This window comes from Flavobacterium kayseriense (assembly GCF_014305095.1).
Taxonomy (GTDB): Bacteria; Bacteroidota; Bacteroidia; order Flavobacteriales; family Flavobacteriaceae; genus Flavobacterium; species Flavobacterium kayseriense.
The window spans coordinates 366,305-387,315 of record NZ_JACRUI010000001.1; the positions used below are offsets into that span (position 1 = coordinate 366,305).

At 36.4% G+C, this 21,011-nt stretch carries 15 protein-coding genes; 11 read left to right on the forward strand and 4 right to left on the reverse strand.

Annotated elements, in window-relative coordinates; translation table 11 throughout:
• Nucleotides 1-57 precede the first annotated feature (57 nt).
• The 4 genes from H8R22_RS01510 (at nt 58) to H8R22_RS01525 (ending at nt 6,483) form a co-directional block, all read left to right on the forward strand.
• Nucleotides 58-1,068: a hypothetical protein gene (locus H8R22_RS01510; protein WP_187009283.1), complete on the forward strand. Its 1,011-nt coding sequence runs from the start codon at nt 58-60 to the stop codon at nt 1,066-1,068.
• Nucleotides 1,069-1,255: 187 nt separating this feature from the next.
• On the forward strand, nt 1,256-3,214 hold the full coding sequence (locus tag H8R22_RS01515; protein ID WP_187009282.1) for a PKD domain-containing protein: 1,959 nt from the start codon (nt 1,256-1,258) through the stop codon (nt 3,212-3,214).
• A gap of 225 nt (nt 3,215-3,439) precedes the next feature.
• Complete coding sequence (locus H8R22_RS01520; protein ID WP_187009281.1) at nt 3,440-6,046, forward strand: CHAT domain-containing protein; 2,607 nt, start codon at nt 3,440-3,442, stop codon at nt 6,044-6,046.
• Nucleotides 6,043-6,483, forward strand: coding sequence for a retropepsin-like aspartic protease (locus H8R22_RS01525; protein WP_187009280.1), 441 nt, complete (start codon nt 6,043-6,045; stop codon nt 6,481-6,483). The genes H8R22_RS01520 and H8R22_RS01525 overlap by 4 nt, the downstream gene beginning before the upstream one ends.
• Nucleotides 6,484-6,533: 50 nt before the next feature.
• On the opposite strand, the gene odhB is transcribed toward H8R22_RS01525, so the two are convergent.
• Together odhB and H8R22_RS01535 are read right to left on the reverse strand one after the other, a co-directional pair.
• Nucleotides 6,534-7,760, reverse strand: a complete 1,227-nt coding sequence (gene odhB / locus H8R22_RS01530) for a 2-oxoglutarate dehydrogenase complex dihydrolipoyllysine-residue succinyltransferase (protein ID WP_187009279.1) — start codon at nt 7,758-7,760, stop codon at nt 6,534-6,536.
• A gap of 163 nt (nt 7,761-7,923) precedes the next feature.
• Nucleotides 7,924-10,698, reverse strand: a complete 2,775-nt coding sequence (locus H8R22_RS01535) for a 2-oxoglutarate dehydrogenase E1 component (protein WP_187009278.1) — start codon at nt 10,696-10,698, stop codon at nt 7,924-7,926.
• Between the two features lie 117 nt (nt 10,699-10,815).
• Between H8R22_RS01535 and H8R22_RS01540 the strand changes: the two genes are divergently transcribed.
• Both H8R22_RS01540 and H8R22_RS01545 read left to right on the forward strand, forming a co-directional pair.
• The gene (locus H8R22_RS01540) at nt 10,816-11,361 is read left to right on the forward strand and encodes a hypothetical protein (protein ID WP_187009277.1); all 546 of its coding nucleotides are present in this window, start codon (nt 10,816-10,818) and stop codon (nt 11,359-11,361) included.
• A gap of 341 nt (nt 11,362-11,702) precedes the next feature.
• Nucleotides 11,703-12,308 carry a hypothetical protein gene (locus H8R22_RS01545; protein ID WP_187009276.1) on the forward strand — a complete coding sequence of 202 codons (606 nt, stop codon included), beginning with the start codon at nt 11,703-11,705 and terminating at the stop codon, nt 12,306-12,308.
• 123 nt (nt 12,309-12,431) lie between these two features.
• On the opposite strand, the gene H8R22_RS01550 is transcribed toward H8R22_RS01545, so the two are convergent.
• Nucleotides 12,432-12,785 carry a hypothetical protein gene (locus tag H8R22_RS01550; protein ID WP_187009275.1) on the reverse strand — a complete coding sequence of 118 codons (354 nt, stop codon included), beginning with the start codon at nt 12,783-12,785 and terminating at the stop codon, nt 12,432-12,434.
• 33 nt (nt 12,786-12,818) lie between these two features.
• The gene (locus tag H8R22_RS01555; protein ID WP_187009274.1) at nt 12,819-13,793 is read right to left on the reverse strand and encodes a polyprenyl synthetase family protein; all 975 of its coding nucleotides are present in this window, start codon (nt 13,791-13,793) and stop codon (nt 12,819-12,821) included.
• Between the two features lie 206 nt (nt 13,794-13,999).
• Between H8R22_RS01555 and H8R22_RS01560 the strand changes: the two genes are divergently transcribed.
• The 5 genes from H8R22_RS01560 to H8R22_RS01580 all read left to right on the forward strand — a co-directional run bounded on the left by H8R22_RS01560 (nt 14,000) and on the right by H8R22_RS01580 (nt 20,857).
• Nucleotides 14,000-14,521, forward strand: a complete 522-nt coding sequence (locus tag H8R22_RS01560; RefSeq protein WP_187009273.1) for a YceI family protein — start codon at nt 14,000-14,002, stop codon at nt 14,519-14,521.
• Nucleotides 14,522-14,652: 131 nt separating this feature from the next.
• The gene (locus H8R22_RS01565) at nt 14,653-15,246 is read left to right on the forward strand and encodes a TetR/AcrR family transcriptional regulator (protein ID WP_187009272.1); all 594 of its coding nucleotides are present in this window, start codon (nt 14,653-14,655) and stop codon (nt 15,244-15,246) included.
• 1 nt (nt 15,247) lies between these two features.
• Nucleotides 15,248-16,588: a TolC family protein gene (locus H8R22_RS01570; protein ID WP_187009271.1), complete on the forward strand. Its 1,341-nt coding sequence runs from the start codon at nt 15,248-15,250 to the stop codon at nt 16,586-16,588.
• A gap of 1 nt (nt 16,589) precedes the next feature.
• The gene (locus H8R22_RS01575) at nt 16,590-17,657 is read left to right on the forward strand and encodes an efflux RND transporter periplasmic adaptor subunit (protein WP_187009270.1); all 1,068 of its coding nucleotides are present in this window, start codon (nt 16,590-16,592) and stop codon (nt 17,655-17,657) included.
• Nucleotides 17,658-17,686: 29 nt separating this feature from the next.
• Nucleotides 17,687-20,857, forward strand: coding sequence for an efflux RND transporter permease subunit (locus tag H8R22_RS01580; protein WP_187009269.1), 3,171 nt, complete (start codon nt 17,687-17,689; stop codon nt 20,855-20,857).
• Nucleotides 20,858-21,011 lie beyond the last annotated feature (154 nt).

A 21,011-nucleotide genomic window follows, 5' to 3' on the forward strand; every position in this document is an offset into this window, starting at 1 on the left:
ATTAATGACAAAAACCAAAAAAATTAAAAAAAATAACTATTAAAAACACTAGAAATCATGAAAACACATAAATTAAAAAACCCGATACAAAATCTAAAAAATGCTGCTCTTCTATTTCTTGCTACAATTACTTTAGTAAGCTGTAACAAAGATGAGATCTCCAATCTAAACCCTACAGCGGCAAAATTTGCAACCATTAGACAAACAGCTCTAGAGCATCAAACACAAAGGTTTACCGCCACTGCTGGAGTAGGAGCAATCACACTAACATCAGCAAAAGGAGTTATCATCACTTTAAATGGTAACGCCCTAACTAAAAACGGAAATCCTGTAACGGGAGCAATTGATATCACCTACGTTGAAATTTTTGACAAAGGAAGTATGCTTGTAACTAATAAACCAACAATGGGACTTATGACTAATGGCAATAAAAGCATACTAAAATCAGGCGGTGAATTTTTTATTAGCGCTTCACAAGCAGGAGTAGCTCTAGTTTCTACTGGAGTAATTCAACTTCAAGTTCCAGCTACTTTAACTGACTCTGTTGACACAGGAATGGTATTTTGGACAGGCAACAACAGTGATGAAGCGAATCTAGTTTGGGAGCAACCCGTACCGATACCTGCAAATGTTGGGGGAGGACAAGAACGCGGAAATGTTGCTTTTAACCACACCAATTACAACGTGACTTTTGGAACTTTTGGATGGACAAATGTTGACCGCTTTATTAGCGACCCAAGACCTAAAACTACTATTTTAGTGGAAGTTCCAGCGGGATATGATGATACGAATTGTGCTATTTACCTATCTTATGATGGAGAAGGTCAAAATGCACTAGCCAAATTAGACACTTACAATCCTACAACAGAACAATTTAGTGAACATTATGGACAAATTCCAGTTGGATTAGCTTGCCATGTGATTTTCGCTACCGAGGACAACGGAAATTGGAGATTCGCTATTAAAGCAGTCACTGTTGCTGCCGGAGATGTTTATACCTTCGCCATGAGCGAGACTAACGTAGTAACTGAGGTCCAATTAATAGCAGCTATTAACGCTATTCAATAACACAAAAAGTATTTTTTTAACAAAAGTGATGATTTGCTCATCACTTTTTTTTACTTTTAATACTTGATTGTAACCTTCTACTCTATTTTAGAAGCTATTCCTGCTATCCGTTTTATCTTTTTATCCTATCTAAAAAACGATAGGACAAAAAGGATATCACTGCTATCAGGGCTAAAAAAAACTAGCCATGAAACCACTTTTACTCTTTTTCATTTGCCTCAACTCAACCCTTCTCTTTGCACAAACTAAAGTAAAAGACACCGTTACACGTCGCGCCATCATTGGATACATCCAAAACAAAAATAGCGTTTCATACAAACCTACCACACCACCACTAATCCCAATCTCCGGAGCACCAAAACCCAGCTATTCCTATCTATGGGAAATGGGCGACGGACATTACAGCAAGGAAGCCGAACCCAAACACGTGTACAAAAACAAAGGAACTTATAACACCAAACTATCCGTAACCAACAATTACGACAACGGAAAACCACCTGCTATCCGACCAAAAAAAGTGGTTATCAATGAAATCTCTACTGAAAAATACAACGAAATCGCTTCTATAGAAGATCAAAACGGATTTACCATTCAAAAAAATTGCGACCCTATTCCCGATCAGGAAATAGTGGTAATCATGAGCTATCAAAACCTAGAGAACTACGTTGCCGATGGGAAACTGTATCTCTTTTACAACGAAAAACAATTTAAAAACAACAATTTTGAACTAGCTGATCTTCGCACCTATGCTGGCGAAAGTGAAGTACAAGAAAATAATTTTGCCGCAGTAAATGCCATAGAGGACTCGCACACCTATCTTGCCTCATCTAACGTTTTCACTTTGGCCACAGCCCAAAAATACCAAAAAACCACCACACAAATCGACTTAGACCAAACCCTACTAGAGGCCAATAAAATGTACAAAAACGTTTCTATTCTAGAATTTGATGGCGCCAATCCTAAAGAAACTCGCAATGTATTTTATACCCTAAAAACAACTCCCGAAATGATCAAAGATACCAGTGCAACCGTGACCATGCGCGGCATTTTTGTCCCAAATCGAAGTTTTAAAAACCACAAAGTAGTCAACCTCGAGATGGAAATAGTAACCTCACACGACCCCAATAAAATGGGCTCCAACGGAAGTTTCTTAAATTATAGGTTAGTGCGCTTTAAACGAGTAAATTTTAAAACTCGTTTTCAAAACAATGGCGAAGGTCCCGCTAGAATGATTCGTCTAGAAACGGATATTCCTGACATGTTTGACAAAAAAACCTTCAAGGTAGAAGACATGTATCCCAAATGCCCCATCTGTCCAAAAGGAGAGGAACCAACCGTGAGTTGCCTCGACACTATCATAAAAAAAGATCAAATATTTTTTACCTTCAAAAACATTTATTTGCCTGGAAGCGAGCAAAAAAACGTCACCGAAAAGGACAGCACTAAAGGTTTTGTAAAGTATTCTATGAAATTCAACAAGGACTTTCACAAAGTAAATACAAAAAGTAAAACGGCAATTATATTTGACAAAAACGAACCCATTATTACCAACTACGCCACCACCCGATTTTTACCCGGAATTTCTATTGGTGCCAAAGCAGGTTACAACTACTTCCCTAGCTTGAACAATTCGACCAGTTATTTTGTAGGAGCCACAATTTCGCCTTATAAATCGTATCGCTATTACTGGCAAGCTGAGTTTCAAAATAGCTTTCACAACTATACTGCAGCAAGTACTTCAACAGATGTTCTCATTCAGAATACTGCTGGAATCGATCAATTGCAACGCACTACCAATACTACCACAAACACCACCATCAACATGGAAATCCCATTGTTGATGCGTTACAACATCAACAATTTTATTGGTATTGGAGCCGGGATTCAAGGGAACATTAACGCATCCGAAAAACAAGAACAATCTACCAGAATCGATTTGTATGAAAATGACAAACCAGCTACGTTATTGACTACTACGGAAGACGCCATAGCTACAAGCAACAGTTTTACTAATTTTAAAGCCGGTTTATTGTTTGACTTGACAGTGGGCGCGGCGCGCATTGGCCCAAGTGCAGGAGTGCGATATGTGGTAAACTTCAAAGAAAATTTCAACTATTTGCAATTTTACGGCATTTGGAAATTTTAAAAAACTAATTTTCTAATTGACGACAATCACTAAACATATCAATTTGCTTTTAAAATTACAGTCCTAAATCACGAACATTTAAAAATTGGAACGGAGTCGAAAACCCTCTAATCAAATCAATAATAGATAAAAATGGACCTCTGCTCGATTTGAGAAACGTAGTAATCTTGCATTTTCCATGTACAAACGACAAACCCAGCTATTAATGCTGTCCAAGAATAACTGATGACAAAATACTTTTTACTCTTTCTGTATTTCACAACGCTGCTAAGCTTCGGGCAACAAACGCCTGCTCTAGAAGATAAAATATATGATGCAGTTGATTCTTTTACTACCAATCCATCAGTCCAAAACCTACAAAAACTAGAGTCGTACAGCAAGAGCCTTTCGACCAACACCAAAAACAAAAACGTACTACTCGCTCTTGTTGTTCTGAATTGCAATAAAGGCTACTATGAAAACAGTTTTGGTAAAACAGCCAAAGCCATTTCGAGCTACGAAAAAGCATGGAATATATACCAGAAAAACAAACTCTCCAATTATGACATCACCGAATATGCGTTAAAACCACTCGGGAATCTGTACACACTCATAGGCGATTACAACAATGCCGAAAACATTATCAAACAATATTATTTTGTTGCCAGTCAAGAAAAAAACGAAGCCCAAAAGCAAGCCGCCGTGCTCAACCTGTCTAATGTCTATCAAAATACGGGACGCATCGATCAAGCCATCGGTCTGCTGGAACAAACTATCCGTACAGACCGCTTAACCAAGATTCAAAAAGGGCTTTTGTACAACAATTTGGGTTCTAATTATTTCTTGAATACACAAGCTAATATCATGCAACCCCTAGCTTTTGAAAATGCTGAAAATGCTTTTTTGAAAGCCGCTAGTTTACTCGAAAAAGAAACCTCGCAATATGAAGCTTTGACCAATAGTTATTCTAATTTATCTCAACTAAAATTAGCACGAAATGACCCTGATCAGGCATTGTTTTTTTATACGCAAGCCAAGCAAACTTTCGAAAAAATCAACAATCCTAATCCACGGAAAAAAGCACAATTGTATTGTGATGCAGCCAACATCTTTTTTAAACAAGGCAAAATAGCAGCAGCAAACGCGGCACTAAAAACAGTTTTCAAAATTTTAATTCCGTCCTATTCTGATGCAAATCAAAGCTTACCCAAAAAAACTTCGCTTTATGCCGAGACGATTCTCCTAGATGCATTAGACTTACAATCCGAATTGTTTTTGGCGCAAAGCCAGCCTAAAAAAGTATTAGAAAGTTACGCACTTGCCTTTCATATCGAAGATTTATTTCAATCGCTATTGGTCTATGAAAACTCCAAAATTATAATCCAAATGCGGAATCGAATACGAACCGAAAAGTGCATTGCTATTTACCAAACCCTATTCGAAAAAGAAAACAAGACATTGTACCTAGAAAGCGCTTTTGTACTAGCCGAAAAAACAAAATCGATCGTTCTCAAAAACAGTTTAACTAGCAAAGAATTGCAATCAGCAGAAGAGCAATCCATCGTAGAACAACTACAAAACTGCAATACAATAATCATAAAAGAACAACAAAAAGGAGCTACAGCAACTCTTGCTAAAATAAATGAAGCCGTAAAAAAACAAAATGAACTCATGTTGGTTTTAAAGGAAATCCAATCCAAAAGAGACAAGCAATCAACAGCGGATATTGACATAAAAAAATTATTTAGTAAGCTCGAAAACGACAAGGCCATTATGATCGAATATTTCTCTGGCTACCACAACACTTATTCGTTCACGCTTCAAGAACATCAGATCACGCTTCGCTTATTTAGCAACGACGCGCATACCGCGGTTAAAATTGTACAGTTTATAGACTATTTTAATGATGCCAACGCTATTTCTAATGATGTCTTGGGCTACAATCATTATGGTAATATAGCCTATCAATTATTACAACTTCCAGCAGGATCAACGTACAAAAACTTATTCATCATTCCCGATGGTGTTTTAAACTTTTTGCCATTTGAGGCTTTAATTACAAAGGAAACCGCAACGACTAATTTTGCCAAAATGCATTATTTAGTAAACGATTATGTCATTGGGTACAACAGTTCGGCTACTTTTTATTTGGAAGACCACAAGCCACAAAAGCACGATAAAAACATTTTGGGAGTCTTTCCTGTTTTTGCCAATAGCAATTATGAATTGAGCTTCTCCAAAAAAGAATTAGCGGCGATAAAAAAGAATTTTGAAGGGACTTACTTTGAAAACGCTGCTGCTACCTTTAACAACTTCAAGAAAAACGCAGCCAACTATTCCATTTTGCATTTATCCACTCACGCGTCCTCGGGTGATTTAGAAACTGCCGCGAGCATCAAGTTTAGCGATCAAGAAGTGTTGTATTCGGAATTATACAATATGAACATCAACCCAGATTTAGTGGTTTTGAGTGCTTGCGAAACAGGCATAGGCAAACTATTTAAAGCCGAAGGTGCCATGAGCGTCGCAAGAGGTTTTCAATTTGCAGGAGCTAAAAATTTGTTGTTTTCATTATGGCGCGTCAATGATTATACTACCGCTGCTTTTATGGAGCAATTTTACAACAATATAAAAAACGGACAGTCCTTTATGGAGGCCAACCATCAAGCAAAACTAGATTTCCTTACAGATACTACCATTCCAAATGCCAAAAAATCGCCTTACTACTGGAGTGCATTTGTGTACTATGGAAGTCTAGAAACGGATGCCAAATCAACAAATTACTGGTATTATGGTATTGGTTTTCTAATTCTAATTAGCTTATTTTTGATTTATATTCGAAAGAGAAAATGAAAAACCTACCTGATTTCCTTAAAAAGGAACTGTACACTAAAATAAAATTTAAGCTTTCAAAAACACAACATTTACTAATAAGCGCTAAGATTAATGGAGTAGTAGGTAATTTTATTCTTGACACAGGCGCTTCTAACAGCTGTGTTGGTTTCGAAAGCGTTTCTTTATTTCATCTAGATCCAAAAGAATCTATGACCAAAGCCTCAGGAGCAGGAGCAACAGGAATGCACACGCAAATTGCACCCAATACTGAACTGCAGTTAGGTCGATGGAAAAGCAGTATGATAGAGCTAGTCATTTTTGATTTAAGCCATGTAAACGAGGCCTTAGTTGCCCATAAGTCCAAAACAGTTCATGGCATCATAGGTGCAGATGTTTTACTAAAGGGGAAAGCCATTATAGATTACTACAATCATTACCTATACCTACAAAAATAAAAAAACCACCTATGGATTTAGGTGGTTTTTTTATTTATAACATGCGAATCTTACAATTCAAATGCTTTTTTAGGATTGTTGTCTAATAGCAATTCCATTGGGTTTTCTAAAGCTTCTTTAACAGCTACTAAGAAACCAACTGATTCACGACCATCAATGATACGGTGATCATAAGATAAAGCTACGTACATCATTGGGTGAATTTCTACTTTACCATTTACAGCAATAGGACGCTCGATAATGTTGTGCATTCCAAGGATTCCTGATTGTGGAGGATTGATAATTGGTGTAGACAACATAGAACCAAATACACCACCGTTAGTGATTGTAAACGTTCCACCAGTCATATCATCAACTGTAATTTGTCCATCACGTGCTCTAATAGCTAATCTTTTGATATCAGCTTCTACACCACGGAAAGTCAAATTCTCTGCATTACGAACAACAGGAACCATTAAACCTTTTGGTCCTGATACTGCGATAGAGATATCACAGAAATCGTAAGCGATTTTATAATCACCATCCATCATAGAGTTTACATCTGGATATAATTTTAATGCTCTTGTTACCGCTTTAGTAAAGAAAGACATGTATCCTAGACCTACACCACCGTGCTTCGCTTTGAACTCATCTTTATACTGATTACGGATAATGTTGATTGGCGTCATGTTTACTTCGTTAAAAGTAGTTAACATAGCCGTTTCGTTTTTGGCAGCTACTAAACGCTCTGCTACTTTACGACGCAACATTGATAATTTTGTACGCTCTTGCCCACGGCTTCCACCTGTAGGAGTTCCCATTGATGGTACTGCATTTACAGCATCATCTTTAGTAATTCTACCGTCTTTACCAGTTCCTGTTACAGCTGCTGGAGCGATATTTTTTTCGTCTAATATTTTTTTTGCTGCTGGAGACGGTGTTCCTGAAGCGTAAGTTGCTACTGGTGCCGCTGCTACTGGTGCTGGTGCTGCTTTTGGAGCTTCGGCAACTGGTGCTGCCGCAGGCGCTGCCGCTGCTGGAGCTGAACCTTCTGGTTTAGCTGCTGCTGTATCAATTAAACAAACCACTGCTCCTACTGCTACCGCATCTCCCTCTTCGGCTTTTAATGTGATTATTCCACTTGCTTCAGCAGGTAGTTCAAGAGTTGCTTTATCAGAATCAACCTCAGCGATCGCTTGGTCTTTTTCTACGTAATCTCCGTCTTTTACTAACCAAGTTGCAATTTCAACTTCTTTAATAGATTCCCCTGGTGATGGAACTTTCATTTCTAAAATCATGTCCTTATATTTTAAATTATGAATTTTAATTTTCTTTGTAATTATAAATCTTTATTCTGTGCCTATGGCCCTAGCCCTGATGGCAGCGGCATCCTTTTTTTCCTGAACTTTTTTCAGGATAAAAAAGATATAGCGAACAGCAGGAAATAGCTCCTAATTATTTTTATCTAAATAAATCTTTATCAAATACCATTTTAATAGCATCGGCATGACGGCGTTTTGCTCTTGTATAACTTCCTGATGCTGGTGCTGAATACGCTTTTAACGAAGCTAATCTCCATTTTACTAGATCGAAGTTCATTAACATAAAGCTGTATGCTCCCATATTTTTAGGCTCTTCCTGCGCCCAAACATAATCATCGGCATTTGGATACTGTGCAATAATAGCTTTTAACTGCTCTACTGGCAATGGAAATAATTGCTCGATTCGAACAACTGCTACATCTGTACGTCCATTGTTTTCGCGCTCTGCGGTGATATCATAATAGAATTTACCTGTAACGAAAACTAATGTTTTCACATCGGCTTTATTTACCGTGGTATCATCGATTGTTTCTTGGAAACTACCTGAAGTAAAATCTTCTATGGAAGACACACATCTAGGGTCACGCAATAAACTCTTAGGTGTAAATACAATTAAAGGCTTACGGAACGTAGTTTTCATTTGTCGTCTCAACAAGTGAAAAAAGTTAGCTGGAGTAGTGCAATCTGCTACATACATATTGTGTCTTGCACACAACTGTAAATAACGCTCCATACGTGCTGATGAGTGCTCTGCTCCTTGCCCTTCGTATCCGTGAGGTAGTAACATTACGATTCCGTTTTGATTGTTCCATTTGTCTTCTCCACAAGAGATGTATTGGTCAATCATAATTTGAGCTCCGTTTGAGAAATCTCCAAATTGTGCTTCCCAAATCGTTAGGGTATTTGGACTTGCTAACGCATATCCGTAATCAAAACCTAAAACACCATATTCTGATAGTAATGAATTGTAAATATTAAATTTACCTTTTGATCCTTCTAGACTATCAATCAAGGTTACTTCTTCCTCAGACTCTTCTACTTTCACTACAGCGTGACGGTGTGAAAAAGTCCCACGCTCTACGTCCTGCCCAGAAATACGTACATCGTATCCTTCTTGTAGTAAAGACCCATAAGCAAGGTGCTCACCCATGGCCCAGTCGAGTTTGTCTGTTTCAAAAAACATTGTTTTTCTGTCGTTGATCAGCTTTTGGATCTTGCTGATAAACTTTTTATCTTTTGGCAAATTACAAACCGCATTGGCTACTTGAGTCAATCCTTCTTTTGTATATGCTGTATCAACTTTTAGCAACATTTTATCGTTAGAAACTTGTTCAAAACCTTTCCATTCGTTTTGCATGAATGGAGTAATGATTGTCAAGTCTTTTTTACGAGAAGCCTCTAAATTTTGATCTAAATTATCTTTGTATTCTTTCTCTAATGACTTTACTAAACCTGCATCGATCACCCCTTCAGACAACAGCTTTTCAGCATAAATGTCTCTTGGGTTTTGATGTTTAGCAATAAGTTTATACAATACTGGCTGTGTAAAACGAGGCTCATCGCCTTCATTGTGTCCGTATTTTCTATATCCTAATAAATCGATGAATACGTCACGACCAAATTTCATTCTGAAATCTAAAGCAAATTGCATCGCATGAACCACAGATTCAGCATCATCAGCATTTACATGTAATACTGGAGACAAAGTTACTTTAGCAACATCCGTACAATAAGTAGAGGAACGAGCGTCTAGGTAGTTGGTTGTAAATCCTACTTGATTATTAATCACAATATGGATAGTACCGCCTGTTTTATAACCATCTAGTTGCGCCATTTGTACGATCTCGTACAAAATTCCTTGGCCTGCAATTGCTGCATCACCGTGAACTGCAATAGGCAATACCTTAGAGAAATCATCTCCAAAGTGCTTGTCTTGTTTTGCTCTTGTTATTCCTTCAATCACCGCTCCTACTGTCTCTAAGTGAGAGGGGTTAGGCGCTAAATTGATATTTATTTTTTTTCCTGTGCTTGTAATTTTATCAGCTGTAAGTCCTAAGTGGTATTTTACATCCCCATCAAAATATTCTTTGTCATAATCTTTACCATCAAACTCACCAAAAATATCTTGAGTAGACTTACCAAAAATATTAGCTAAAACGTTCAAACGGCCACGGTGTGCCATTCCCATCACAAATTGCTCTACTCCTTGCTCAGCAGCGCTTTCGATTAAAGTATGCAAAGCAGGTATGATCGATTCTCCACCTTCAAGAGAAAAACGTTTTTGACCCACATATTTAGTGTGCAAAAAGTTCTCAAAAGAAACTGCTTCGTTCAATTTTGAAAGAATCGTTTTTTTCTTCTCTACTGAAAAAGAAGGTTGGTTATCGTTAACTGTTAGTCTATCTTGAATCCATTGTACAATTTCAGGTTTTCTGATATACATGTATTCGATACCGATGTGTTGACAATAAATTGAATCTAAATGTTTAATTATATCTGATAGAGAACATGGTGCAATACCAATAACTCTAGCGGCATCAAATACAACCCCAAGATCTGCAGAAGAAAGTCCGAAATTTTCAATATCTAGCGTAGGAGAAAATCTTCTTCTATCTCTCACTGGATTTGTTTTTGTAAACAAATGTCCGCGAACGCGATATCCTTCAATTAATTTTAAAACATCAAATTCTTTCTGAAGTTTTTCTGAAACATTACTACTCTCCACTGTCCCTGATGCGACATTAGCGATATGACTAACGGCATCTTGCCCGCCGTAAGATTCTTGTCCAAAGTCAAAACCTTGGAAAAAACTCCTCCAACTTGCTTCTACGCTATCTGGATTCTCAGTGTATTGGTCGTATAATTGTGCGAAAAACTCGGTATGTGCTGCGTTTAAAAATGAAAACCTATCCATAATATTTAGTGAATATACTTTTTGTTAAAATAGTTTGGCAAAAGTACAATAATCCACTAAATTAGCCTTTATTTTAAGTTACTTTTATGTGTTAAAATGTTAAAAATCTATTAAGTTATGAGTAAAAACAACTTTACTAGCGTTTTAAAAGCAATTCTCATTGTTTTTATTTTATTTATTTCGAATAATTTAACAGCACAACAACAATCTTTTTCTTCCAATTCTAATACTGATTTCTGGAACAAAGTGCAATTTGGAGGGGGTCTAGGTCTTAGCCTTGGTTCAGGTTACACGGATATCAGCGTGGCACCTAGTGCCATTTACAACTTCAACGAATATGTAGCGATGGGTGTTGGGCTGCAGTACACCTACGCAAGTCAAAGAAATTTTTACACCTCTAATCTTTATGGAGGTAGTATTATCGCACTATTTAATCCAATACCTGAGATTCAGCTATCTGCAGAGCTAGAGCAATTACGCGTAAATTTGAGAGGTAGTGGTCAAAATAGCTTTACCAATGATTTCTGGAACACAGGTCTATTCTTAGGTGCTGGATACCGCACTGGGAATGTTACTTTGGGAGCAAGGTATAATGTTTTATTCAAGGAAGACAAAGGCGCCTACAGCGATGCTTTCATGCCTTTTGTACGTGTATATTTTTAATTCTTAGCAGCTATTCCCACTATTCCCTTCAAGCTTTAACCATCTTAAGCGGTTTTTGTAAGCAGCAACAGGAGCTTCTTTTAGTCGCTCTTTCGCAGCAACATAAACATCCTTTTTATGGTGAAAGGCTTTTTATTACTATTGGGGCTATTCTAACCCAATAATAGTATACTACCTGCCCCTGTTTTCTCCATACTGCATTCTATTAAGGAAGTCTTTACGTTGAAACAACTCTTTATCTTTATATCATCATCTACTTTGTTTGAAAAAAAAATCTATTAGTGGGGTAACAAAATCTATTACTTTCTTATCTACTTATATAACATTAAAAATCAAACAAGATGAAAACAATTAAAACTCTATCCCTAGCCTTTGTAGCTACAATTTTATTTGCATGTACCGCTACAGATCCATTCACTCCAATTGAAAATTCATTCGCCATCAATGGAACCGAGTACGAAACACCAAACGCCTATGTCATACTAGACGACGGACCACAATTTAAAGATGGTTTTATCATAGCACTAGCTAATGCCCCATTGATTCAAAACGGAACGAACGGAGCTGCAGCAGCAACTGCAATGACGCAAGCTGCCGTTTTATTTGTAAAAAATAGTCCCAACACTGTAGCAAATGAACAACTTGTTCTCATAAATCCTACCTCTCACACACTTAACACAGCTGACACTGAGATCTTAACAAATGTTTCCGTTTTTGGTAATACTTTTTTAAATAACGGAAACATGTACGGCGAACCAAGTCATGTTAATGCCAATGTTTATGAAATCTCAACAGCTGGCAACGGCACAGTTACAATTAATAATATTACAATCGATTATAGTGCACGAACTGGTACAATTGACTGTACCTACCAAATGACTGCTAGCACAGGAGAAACAATTACAGGGAATTACTCGGGTACTTTTGGGATACTTAGCGGATATTAAAAATAAATTAGTAAGCCTCTTACAAACGAAAAGCTTTCTTTATATTGTTAAAAAGAAAGCTTTTCGTTTGTCTATTTATTTGCAACCATTGTGAGCAATTCACGAGCATAGCAGCTAATTATTTTAACGGTATTTATTTCTAAACCACACTTTTTGCCATTCTCTTTTCAAGATCAAAAAGGAAACTTGCTCTGCTAAGACTACAAGGTCGGAACCGTCGAGCCTTTTAACCTCTTCTTCAGACACATCTACAATGTAGAGGAGATTCAAATATTCAGCGAACTTGTACTGAATTAGTCGATAAATTTTTTCGTGGAGTTGTATTTTAAGTTCCTCAGGCGACACACTCATAGGAAAATCTATTCCTTCGTTAGCAAGATTAAAGTCCTTGATTATTTGGGCAACGAGGTTTAAATAAAGAGACTCACTCTCGGCCTCAACAAGCAATAAATCGGCATTTAAGGGAGCTATAAACATAAGCAAAGGGCGTTTGTTAATACTATAGAATTATTATGCTATACGACCCATCAAATTTTCTCCAAAAGTCCTTAAGACTTCCTTCTTTGCGGTATCTAAATTCATTTTATCTAGCGTATCAAAAGCTTTAAAGGTAAATTCCTGAATCGCATCTTGAGTCGCTTGTGAACCACCTGATACATTAAATATTTCCTTCACTGCAGCAACTTTAGCCTCAATATCTGCGGCAGGTTCAGTAAACCATTTTTTTAACTCAGCTGCTTGTTCGGGTGTTGAAAACTCCATCGCCTTCAAGTACAAATAGGTCTTTTTATTCTCGATAATATCTCCACCAACTTGCTTTCCAAAAGTCTCAGGATCACCAAAAGCATCTAAATAATCGTCTTGTAACTGAAAAGCCAATCCTAAATTTAATCCAAAATCATAGATTAACTTCGCGTTGTCCTTTGAACTCTGTGCTATAATAGCACCCATTTTCATCGCAGCTGCTACTAATACAGCTGTCTTGTATTCGATCATTTTTAAATACTCGGGAATAGTAACATCGTCTCTAACCTCAAAATCGACATCCCATTGCTGACCTTCACAAACTTGCAAGGCCGTTTTACTAAATAATTTTGCCAATTTCCTAAAAATCTTAGGCTGGTAACTCTCGAAGTATTGATAGGCTAAAATAAGCATCGCATCACCAGACAATATTCCAGTATTTAAATCCCATTTCTCATGAACCGTAGTTTGACCACGACGCAATGGAGCATCATCCATAATATCATCATGAACTAACGAAAAATTATGGAACACCTCCACCGCAAGGGCAGCAGGTAATGCTTTCTTATAATCGGTTTCGAAAATTTCGGCAGTCATCAAAGTTAACACAGGACGAATCCTTTTTCCACCTAACCCAAGAATATAATGAATAGGCTCGTACAAATTTCTCGGCTCTTTCATTTTACATTCTGACTCTAGATATTCCGAAACATATTCTTGATACTGAAAAATGGTATGCATGTGATTATTTTTCGGCTAATTTAATGCATTCAAATTGCATTACAAACTACGAATTCCGTGTAAATGTTAAAAAAACCCTAAATCAAGTGGAAACTATTTTGGTATTCAGAGTTTCCATCTTACCTTTGCATCGTAATAAAAAGAGAGAAAACACTTAAGTAACACACTATCAGTGTTTAAAACCGCAATCAATAGCGTAACCAATTATGACAACAACTTGGACAGTAGATTCCAATCAATCTGATGTTCTTATCAAAATGAGACATTCGATCATAGCTTACATTGCTGGAACGGTTAATAAATTTTCGGGGAGTATCGATATAGATGATAATCAAATATTGAATGCAAAAATCGACTTTAATTTAGACGTCAATAACATCAACAACAAAGTTGAACTTATAGACACAAGTATGAAGTTAAATGACTTATTTGATATAAACGAATACCCTATAATTAGCTTTAAATCAATATCTTTTGAAAAAGTAAATAGTGACATTAACTTCTTGAAAGGTTATTTGACAATAAAAAACATAACAAAGGTAGTCGAATTAGACGCTGCGTTTTTAGGCATAACTAATTACGATGGCACAAACAAAGCAGCCTTTGAAGTGGTAGGTCAAATAAACCGAAAGGACTTTGGCTTAAGCTACAACACCTTCGCACAAACAGGCGGAATTGCAGTAGGACAATATATAAATCTAATTGCAAATTTAGAATTTACCTCCTAATTGCTCCTAGATTATTATTATGTTAAGTTTATAGCAAAACAACAAGAAACTTTTAGCGTACTCAGAGTTCCTTTTTACATTTGCAAAAATAATGATGCAATTACAACCACTAAAAAAGGTTTACAGACAAAATGAAAGAGAAAATAATATCAAAAGCAAAAGACATGTTCATAAGCCTAGGCTTTAAGAGCATTACGATGGACGATATTGCATGCGAAATGTGTATTTCAAAAAAAACGATTTACAAGTACTTTGCTAATAAAGAAATACTAGTAGAGGAAAGCACAAAATTAGTTCACGAACAAGTAGAAGAAACGATGCGAACTATTGCAAGAGAAAATTATAATGCAATTGAGCAAAATTTTCAATTGAAAAGAAACTTCAAGGAAGTATTTAAATCAGCTGAAAGTTCTCCTATTTACCAGTTAAAAAAGCATTATCCTGAAGTTTACGCAAAGGCAATAAACAATCAAATCGAAATTTGTCAGCATTTTTTTAGACAAAATATAGAAAAAGGTATAGCAGAAGGACTGTACAGAAAAGAAATCGAAATAGAAAATTACGTTACTTTTTATTACACCTTAATATTCAGCATTAATGAAACAGTAAGCTCAGAGAGAGAAGTATATAAGTTAGAGACAGAAGCTTTAGAATATCACACTAGAGCTATGGCAACCGCAACAGGAATAATCGAATTAGAAAAAAATTTATCAAATCTTAATTAAAATGAATAAATTAATAGTAGTAGCTATCCTCCTTTTTACTTTAGTAAGTAATGCACAGGATAAACAATCGCTAACCCTTAAGGATGCGATAAAGTATGCTTTAGAGAATAAAGCCGAAGCTAAAAAAGCAAAGCTGAAAATTGAAAATAGCGAATACCAAATTCAAGAGATTCGCTCAAGAGCTTTACCACAAATAGCAGCTAACGGAAGCTTAAATTACAATCCAATTATACAAACTACCGTTATAGACGGGGCCGGTTTTGGAGCTCCAGGCACTACTATTCAGGCTGCTTTTGGACAAACTTGGACTTCTACCGCAGGTGTTTCATTAACTCAAGCCTTGTTCGATCAATCAGTATTTACTGGTTTAAAGGCGGCTAAGACAACACGTGAATTTTATCAAATAAACGATCAATTAACCGAAGAGCAAGTTATTGAGAACGTAGCGAACAACTACTATCAAGTTTATGTCCTACGTCAAAAATTAGTATTAGCCGAAAGTAACTTAGGTACTACTACTAAAGTACGTGATATTGTAAAAGGACAATTCGACAACGGTCTTGCAAAAAGAATTGATCTAGACAGAATGAATGTTAATCTTTCTAATATCAATACGCAAAAGCAGCAAATAATTAACGCTGTACAACTACAAGAAAATGCATTGAAATTCTACATGGGAATGCCTATTGATACTCAAATCAATATTCCTCAATCTCAATTTGAAGTTACTCCTGCTGCCTTTACAGACGCTCCAACTATATCAAACCGTAGCGAATACTTATTGATCAAAAAACAAGAGGAGCTGCTTGTGTTGCAAAAAAAATCGATTGTTGCGGGATACTACCCTACACTTTCATTGGCTGCTAGTTACAATTACATAGGTCAAGGCCCTAATATGCCTTGGTTTGCAAAGCCTTCAGATGGTGTATATTGGTCTGACTTCGCAGCTATTGGTCTAAATCTTAGAGTTCCGATTTTTTCTGGATTTGGTACAAGAGCAAAAGTAAGACAAGCAGATGTAGCCCTACGTACTATTGAAGAAGATATAAAGGACACTACGTTAGCATTAGATCTTGACTTTAAAAATGCAACGACTCAAATTGAAAACAGTATGATTACGTTACAAAATCAAAAAGAGAACATGAAATTGGCTGATGAGATCCTAAAAAACATCAATAACAATTATTTACAAGGACTTGCTTCACTTACGGACTTACTAGATGCTGAAAATGCTTCGACTCAAGCTCAAAACAATTATACTGCTGCAATTTTAGATTACAAATTGGCAGAAATAAAACTAATCAAATCAAAAGGACAACTTAAAACTCTTATCAATAACTAAAATGAAAAAAAACTTAACTATCGGACTCGTAATTATTGCTGCATTAGCTCTAATCGCCTATATTCTAACAAAGAACAAAGAATCTAACGAAGAAAAGATTGCTATTGTTGCTGAAAAGAACGCTAGCGTTTCAGTAAAGGTTGCTAGTGTAAAAACAGAGGAGGTAACTTTAGATTTTGTTGCTAACGGAAATTTTGAACCAAAACAAGAACTTGCGTTTTCAGCAGAAAAATCTGGAAAAGTAATTACTGTTCTTGCAAAAGAGGGAGACCGTGTAAGTGTGGGACAAACCCTAGCTATTATGAGAGGTGATGCCATTAACATTAATGCACAAGCTGCAGAAGCAGGTTACTTGAATGCCAAATCAGATTACAATCGTTTTGAAAATGCCTATAAAACGGGTGGCGTTACAAAACAACAATTAGACCAAGCAAAAGTGGCTTTAACTAATGCTGATGCTAATTACAAGCAAGCCAAATTGAACGTAGGTGATACAAGAATTAAAGCACCAATAAGCGGAATCATTAACAAACGTTTTATTGAGCCAGGATCAATGCTTACTGCTATGCCTGCTACTCAATTATTCGAAATAGTTAATGTAAGCACATTGAAACTTACTGTTAATGTAAACGAGTCACAAGTTGCTACTTTAAAAACAGGAACGGCTGTAACGGTAACTTCTAGCGTATATCCTAATCAAGAGTTTAAAGGAAAAATTTCGTTCATAGCAGCAAAATCAGACAGCAGCTTAAACTTTCCAGTAGAAATCGAAATTTCAAACAATGTAAACAACGACTTGAAAGCGGGTATGTATGGAACAGCTGTATTCAAATCTGCACAGCAAAAACAAAGCATGACAGTAATTCCAAGGAATGCATTTGTTGGAAGTGTTAGTAGTAATCAGGTATTTGTTGTCGAAAACGGAAAAGCAGTATTAAAAACAGTTACTGCAGGTAGAATCTTAGGAGATCAAGTAGAGATTTTAAGCGGATTATCTGATGGTGAAAAAGTTATTACTACAGGTCAAATCAACTTACAAAACGGTAATACAGTAGAAATCATTAAATAATTGATTGCTCTAATCAACAGATATACAATATGAAATTAGCAGAAATATCCATAAAACGTCCCTCGTTAGTTATTGTACTTTTTACAATACTAATTTTAGGTGGGATATTCAGTTATAGTCAGTTAGGCTATGAATTGATTCCTAAATTCGAAACGAACGTAATTACGGTGGCTACGGTTTATCCCGGTGCATCACCATCTGAGATCGAAAATACCGTTACAAAGAAAGTGGAAGATGCCATTTCCTCATTAGAAAACATAAAAAAAATCGACTCAAAGTCCTACGAAAGTCTTTCTATCGTATCGATTACATTGACCTCAGAAGCCAATGTAGACAATTCGATGAACGATGCACAGCGAAAAATAAATGCTGTATTGAGTGATTTACCTGATGATGCTGATCCGCCTTCATTAACTAAATTCTCTCTGAGTGATTTACCAATTATGACTATTGGTGCTAATGGTAAAATGGATGAAGTAGCTTTTTATGATTTAATTGATAAAAAAATCGCTCCCGTCTTATCCCGTGTGCAAGGAGTTGCTCAAGTTAATATTATTGGAGGACAAGAGCGTGAGATTCAAGTTAACCTAGATGCAACAAAACTGCAAGGATACGGATTATCAATCCCACAAGTACAGCAAATTATTTTAAGCTCAAATCTTGATTTCCCAACAGGAAACATCCAAACAAGAGAACAAAAAATATTAATTCGTTTGGCCGGTAAATATAAAAATGTCGACGAATTAAGAAACTTAATCGTATCGTCACAGAACGGAATCCAAATTCGATTGAAAGACGTAGCTGATGTACAAGATTCACAAAAAATAGCTGAAAAAATTGCGCGTGTAGATCAAAAAAGCGCTATCGTACTGCAAATAGTAAAGCAATCTGATGCAAATGCCGTAGCGGTTAGTGAGCAATTAGTAAAAACAATTGCAACGTTAGAGAGTGATTATAAAGCTAATGAAGTTAAACTTCAAATTGCAAAAGACAGTACTGTTTTTACACTTGAAGCGGCTGACTCTGTTTTACACGATTTATTGATAGCTGTAATATTAGTAGCACTAGTAATGCTATTTTTCTTGCACAGTATTAGAAACTCGTTGATTGTAATGGTTTCGATTCCTGCTTCTTTGATTGCCACTTTTATCGGAATCTATTTATTAGGCTACACCTTAAACTTAATGAGTTTATTAGGTCTATCTCTTGTGGTAGGTATTCTTGTAGATGATGCAATCGTGGTACTAGAAAATATCTACAGGCACATGGAAATGGGTAAAAGCCGAATTCGTGCTTCTTATGATGGAACAGCTGAAATTGGTGGTACTGTAACATCGATCACCTTAGTGATTGTGGTTGTATTCCTTCCTATTGCACTGAGTAGTGGTTTAGTATCTAACATTATTACGCAGTTTTGTATGACGGTAGTTATCTCTACCTTATTATCCTTATTAGCCTCGTTTACGATCATTCCTTGGTTATCGTCTCGTTTTGGAAAATTAGAGCATATCGAAGGAAACAACCTTTTTGGAAAAACCATTCTTGGTTTCGAAAGTATGTTAACTCGTTTCACAAATTGGGTTACTGAAATTCTAAATTGGTGCTTAGACCACTACATCAAAACTATTTTAGTTGTAGTCGTACTTTTCTTTTCTTCTACAATCGGATTAGTAGGTGGTGGTTTTATTGGGGGTGAGTTTTTTGCAGCGTCAGATAGTGGTGAGTTTTTAGTTCAAATCGAATTACCCAAAGATGCTTCGCTTGAGCAAACGAACTTTATGACCCAAAAAGCAGAAGCTTTCTTGAAAACACAAGAATATGTACTTAGCCAAATTACGACTGTAGGGCAAACATCCGAGGGTATGGGTGGTACACAAGCAACTGCCTACAAAGCAGAGATCGATGTAAAAATGATCGAGCAAGCAGAACGCACAGACGATGCCTCTGTTTATGCAGCTAAGATGAAACGTAAATTAGAAAAAGTTTTAGTCGGTGCCAAAGTAAAAACGGTTCCAGTAGGTATATTAGGAACGGCAGAAGACGCTAAACTTGGATTAATTGTTACTGGTCCTAATGTTGAAAGTGCTATGAAATTTGCAAAATTAGCTGAAGCCGAACTGCGCAAAATCCCTGGTACTACAGAGATTAAGTTGACTGTTGAAGATGGAAACCCCGAAGTAAACGTTCAAGTAGACCGTGATAAAATGGCTGCACTCGGTTTGACTTTACAAACGGTAGGGATGACGATGCAAACGGCATATAGCGGAAACACAGATGGTAAGTTTAGAGCTGGTGAATATGAGTATGACATCAACATTAAATACAATGCTTTTGACAGAAAAAATATTACTGATGTAAGTAATCTGATATTTACTAACAACATGGGGCAGCAAATTAAACTATCTCAGTTTGCTTCTATCACCGAAGGCTCAGGACCAAGTAAGCTAGAGCGTAGAGACAAAACTGCCTCTGTAACAGTGCAAGGACAAAATATTGGAGTTTCGGCAGGTGCTATTGTCACACAATGGCAAGAAAAACTAGATCAATTAGAGAAACCTATTGGTGTAAATTACATCTGGGGTGGTGATCAAGAGAATCAAAGTGAAGGTTTTGGTACGCTTGGAATTGCCTTACTTGCAGCCATCATATTAGTTTACCTTGTAATGGTAGGATTATATGACAGCTTCATTCACCCTTTTGTGGTATTATTTGCTATTCCGCTTTCGTTTATTGGAGCGATGTTAGCTTTAGCATTAACAAATAATTCATTGAATATCTTTACGATCTTAGGTATCATTATGCTTATTGGATTGGTGTGTAAAAATGCCATTATGCTAGTCGATTATACCAATCAACGACGTGCTGCCGGAGAAACGATTAGAACCGCCTTAATTCAAGCGAATCACGCTCGTTTACGTCCAATCTTGATGACTACCATTGCCATGGTATTTGGTATGTTCCCAATTGCATTGGCATCGGGAGCCGGAGCAGGTTGGAAAAACGGTTTGGCTTGGGTAATTATTGGAGGTTTAATTAGTTCTTTATTCCTTACTTTAATTATCGTGCCTGTGATCTATGAAATCATGGAGAAACTAGTGGCTAAATTCTCTAAGGGAGAAAAAATAGATTACGAAAAAGAAATGGTTGCTGATTATAACCACATCGAATTGAACGAGAATGACTTTACTACGAAGCATTAAAACTAAAATACATTTATATTAAAAAAAGGAAACCTGTTCATTTATTTGTGCAGGTTTCCTTTTTTTTTGTAATACTGATTAGATTTAAAAATTAACGTAGTAATCATTTACCTTATATGTTAAATCGAAAACCGAACTTAAAGTATACCTGTCA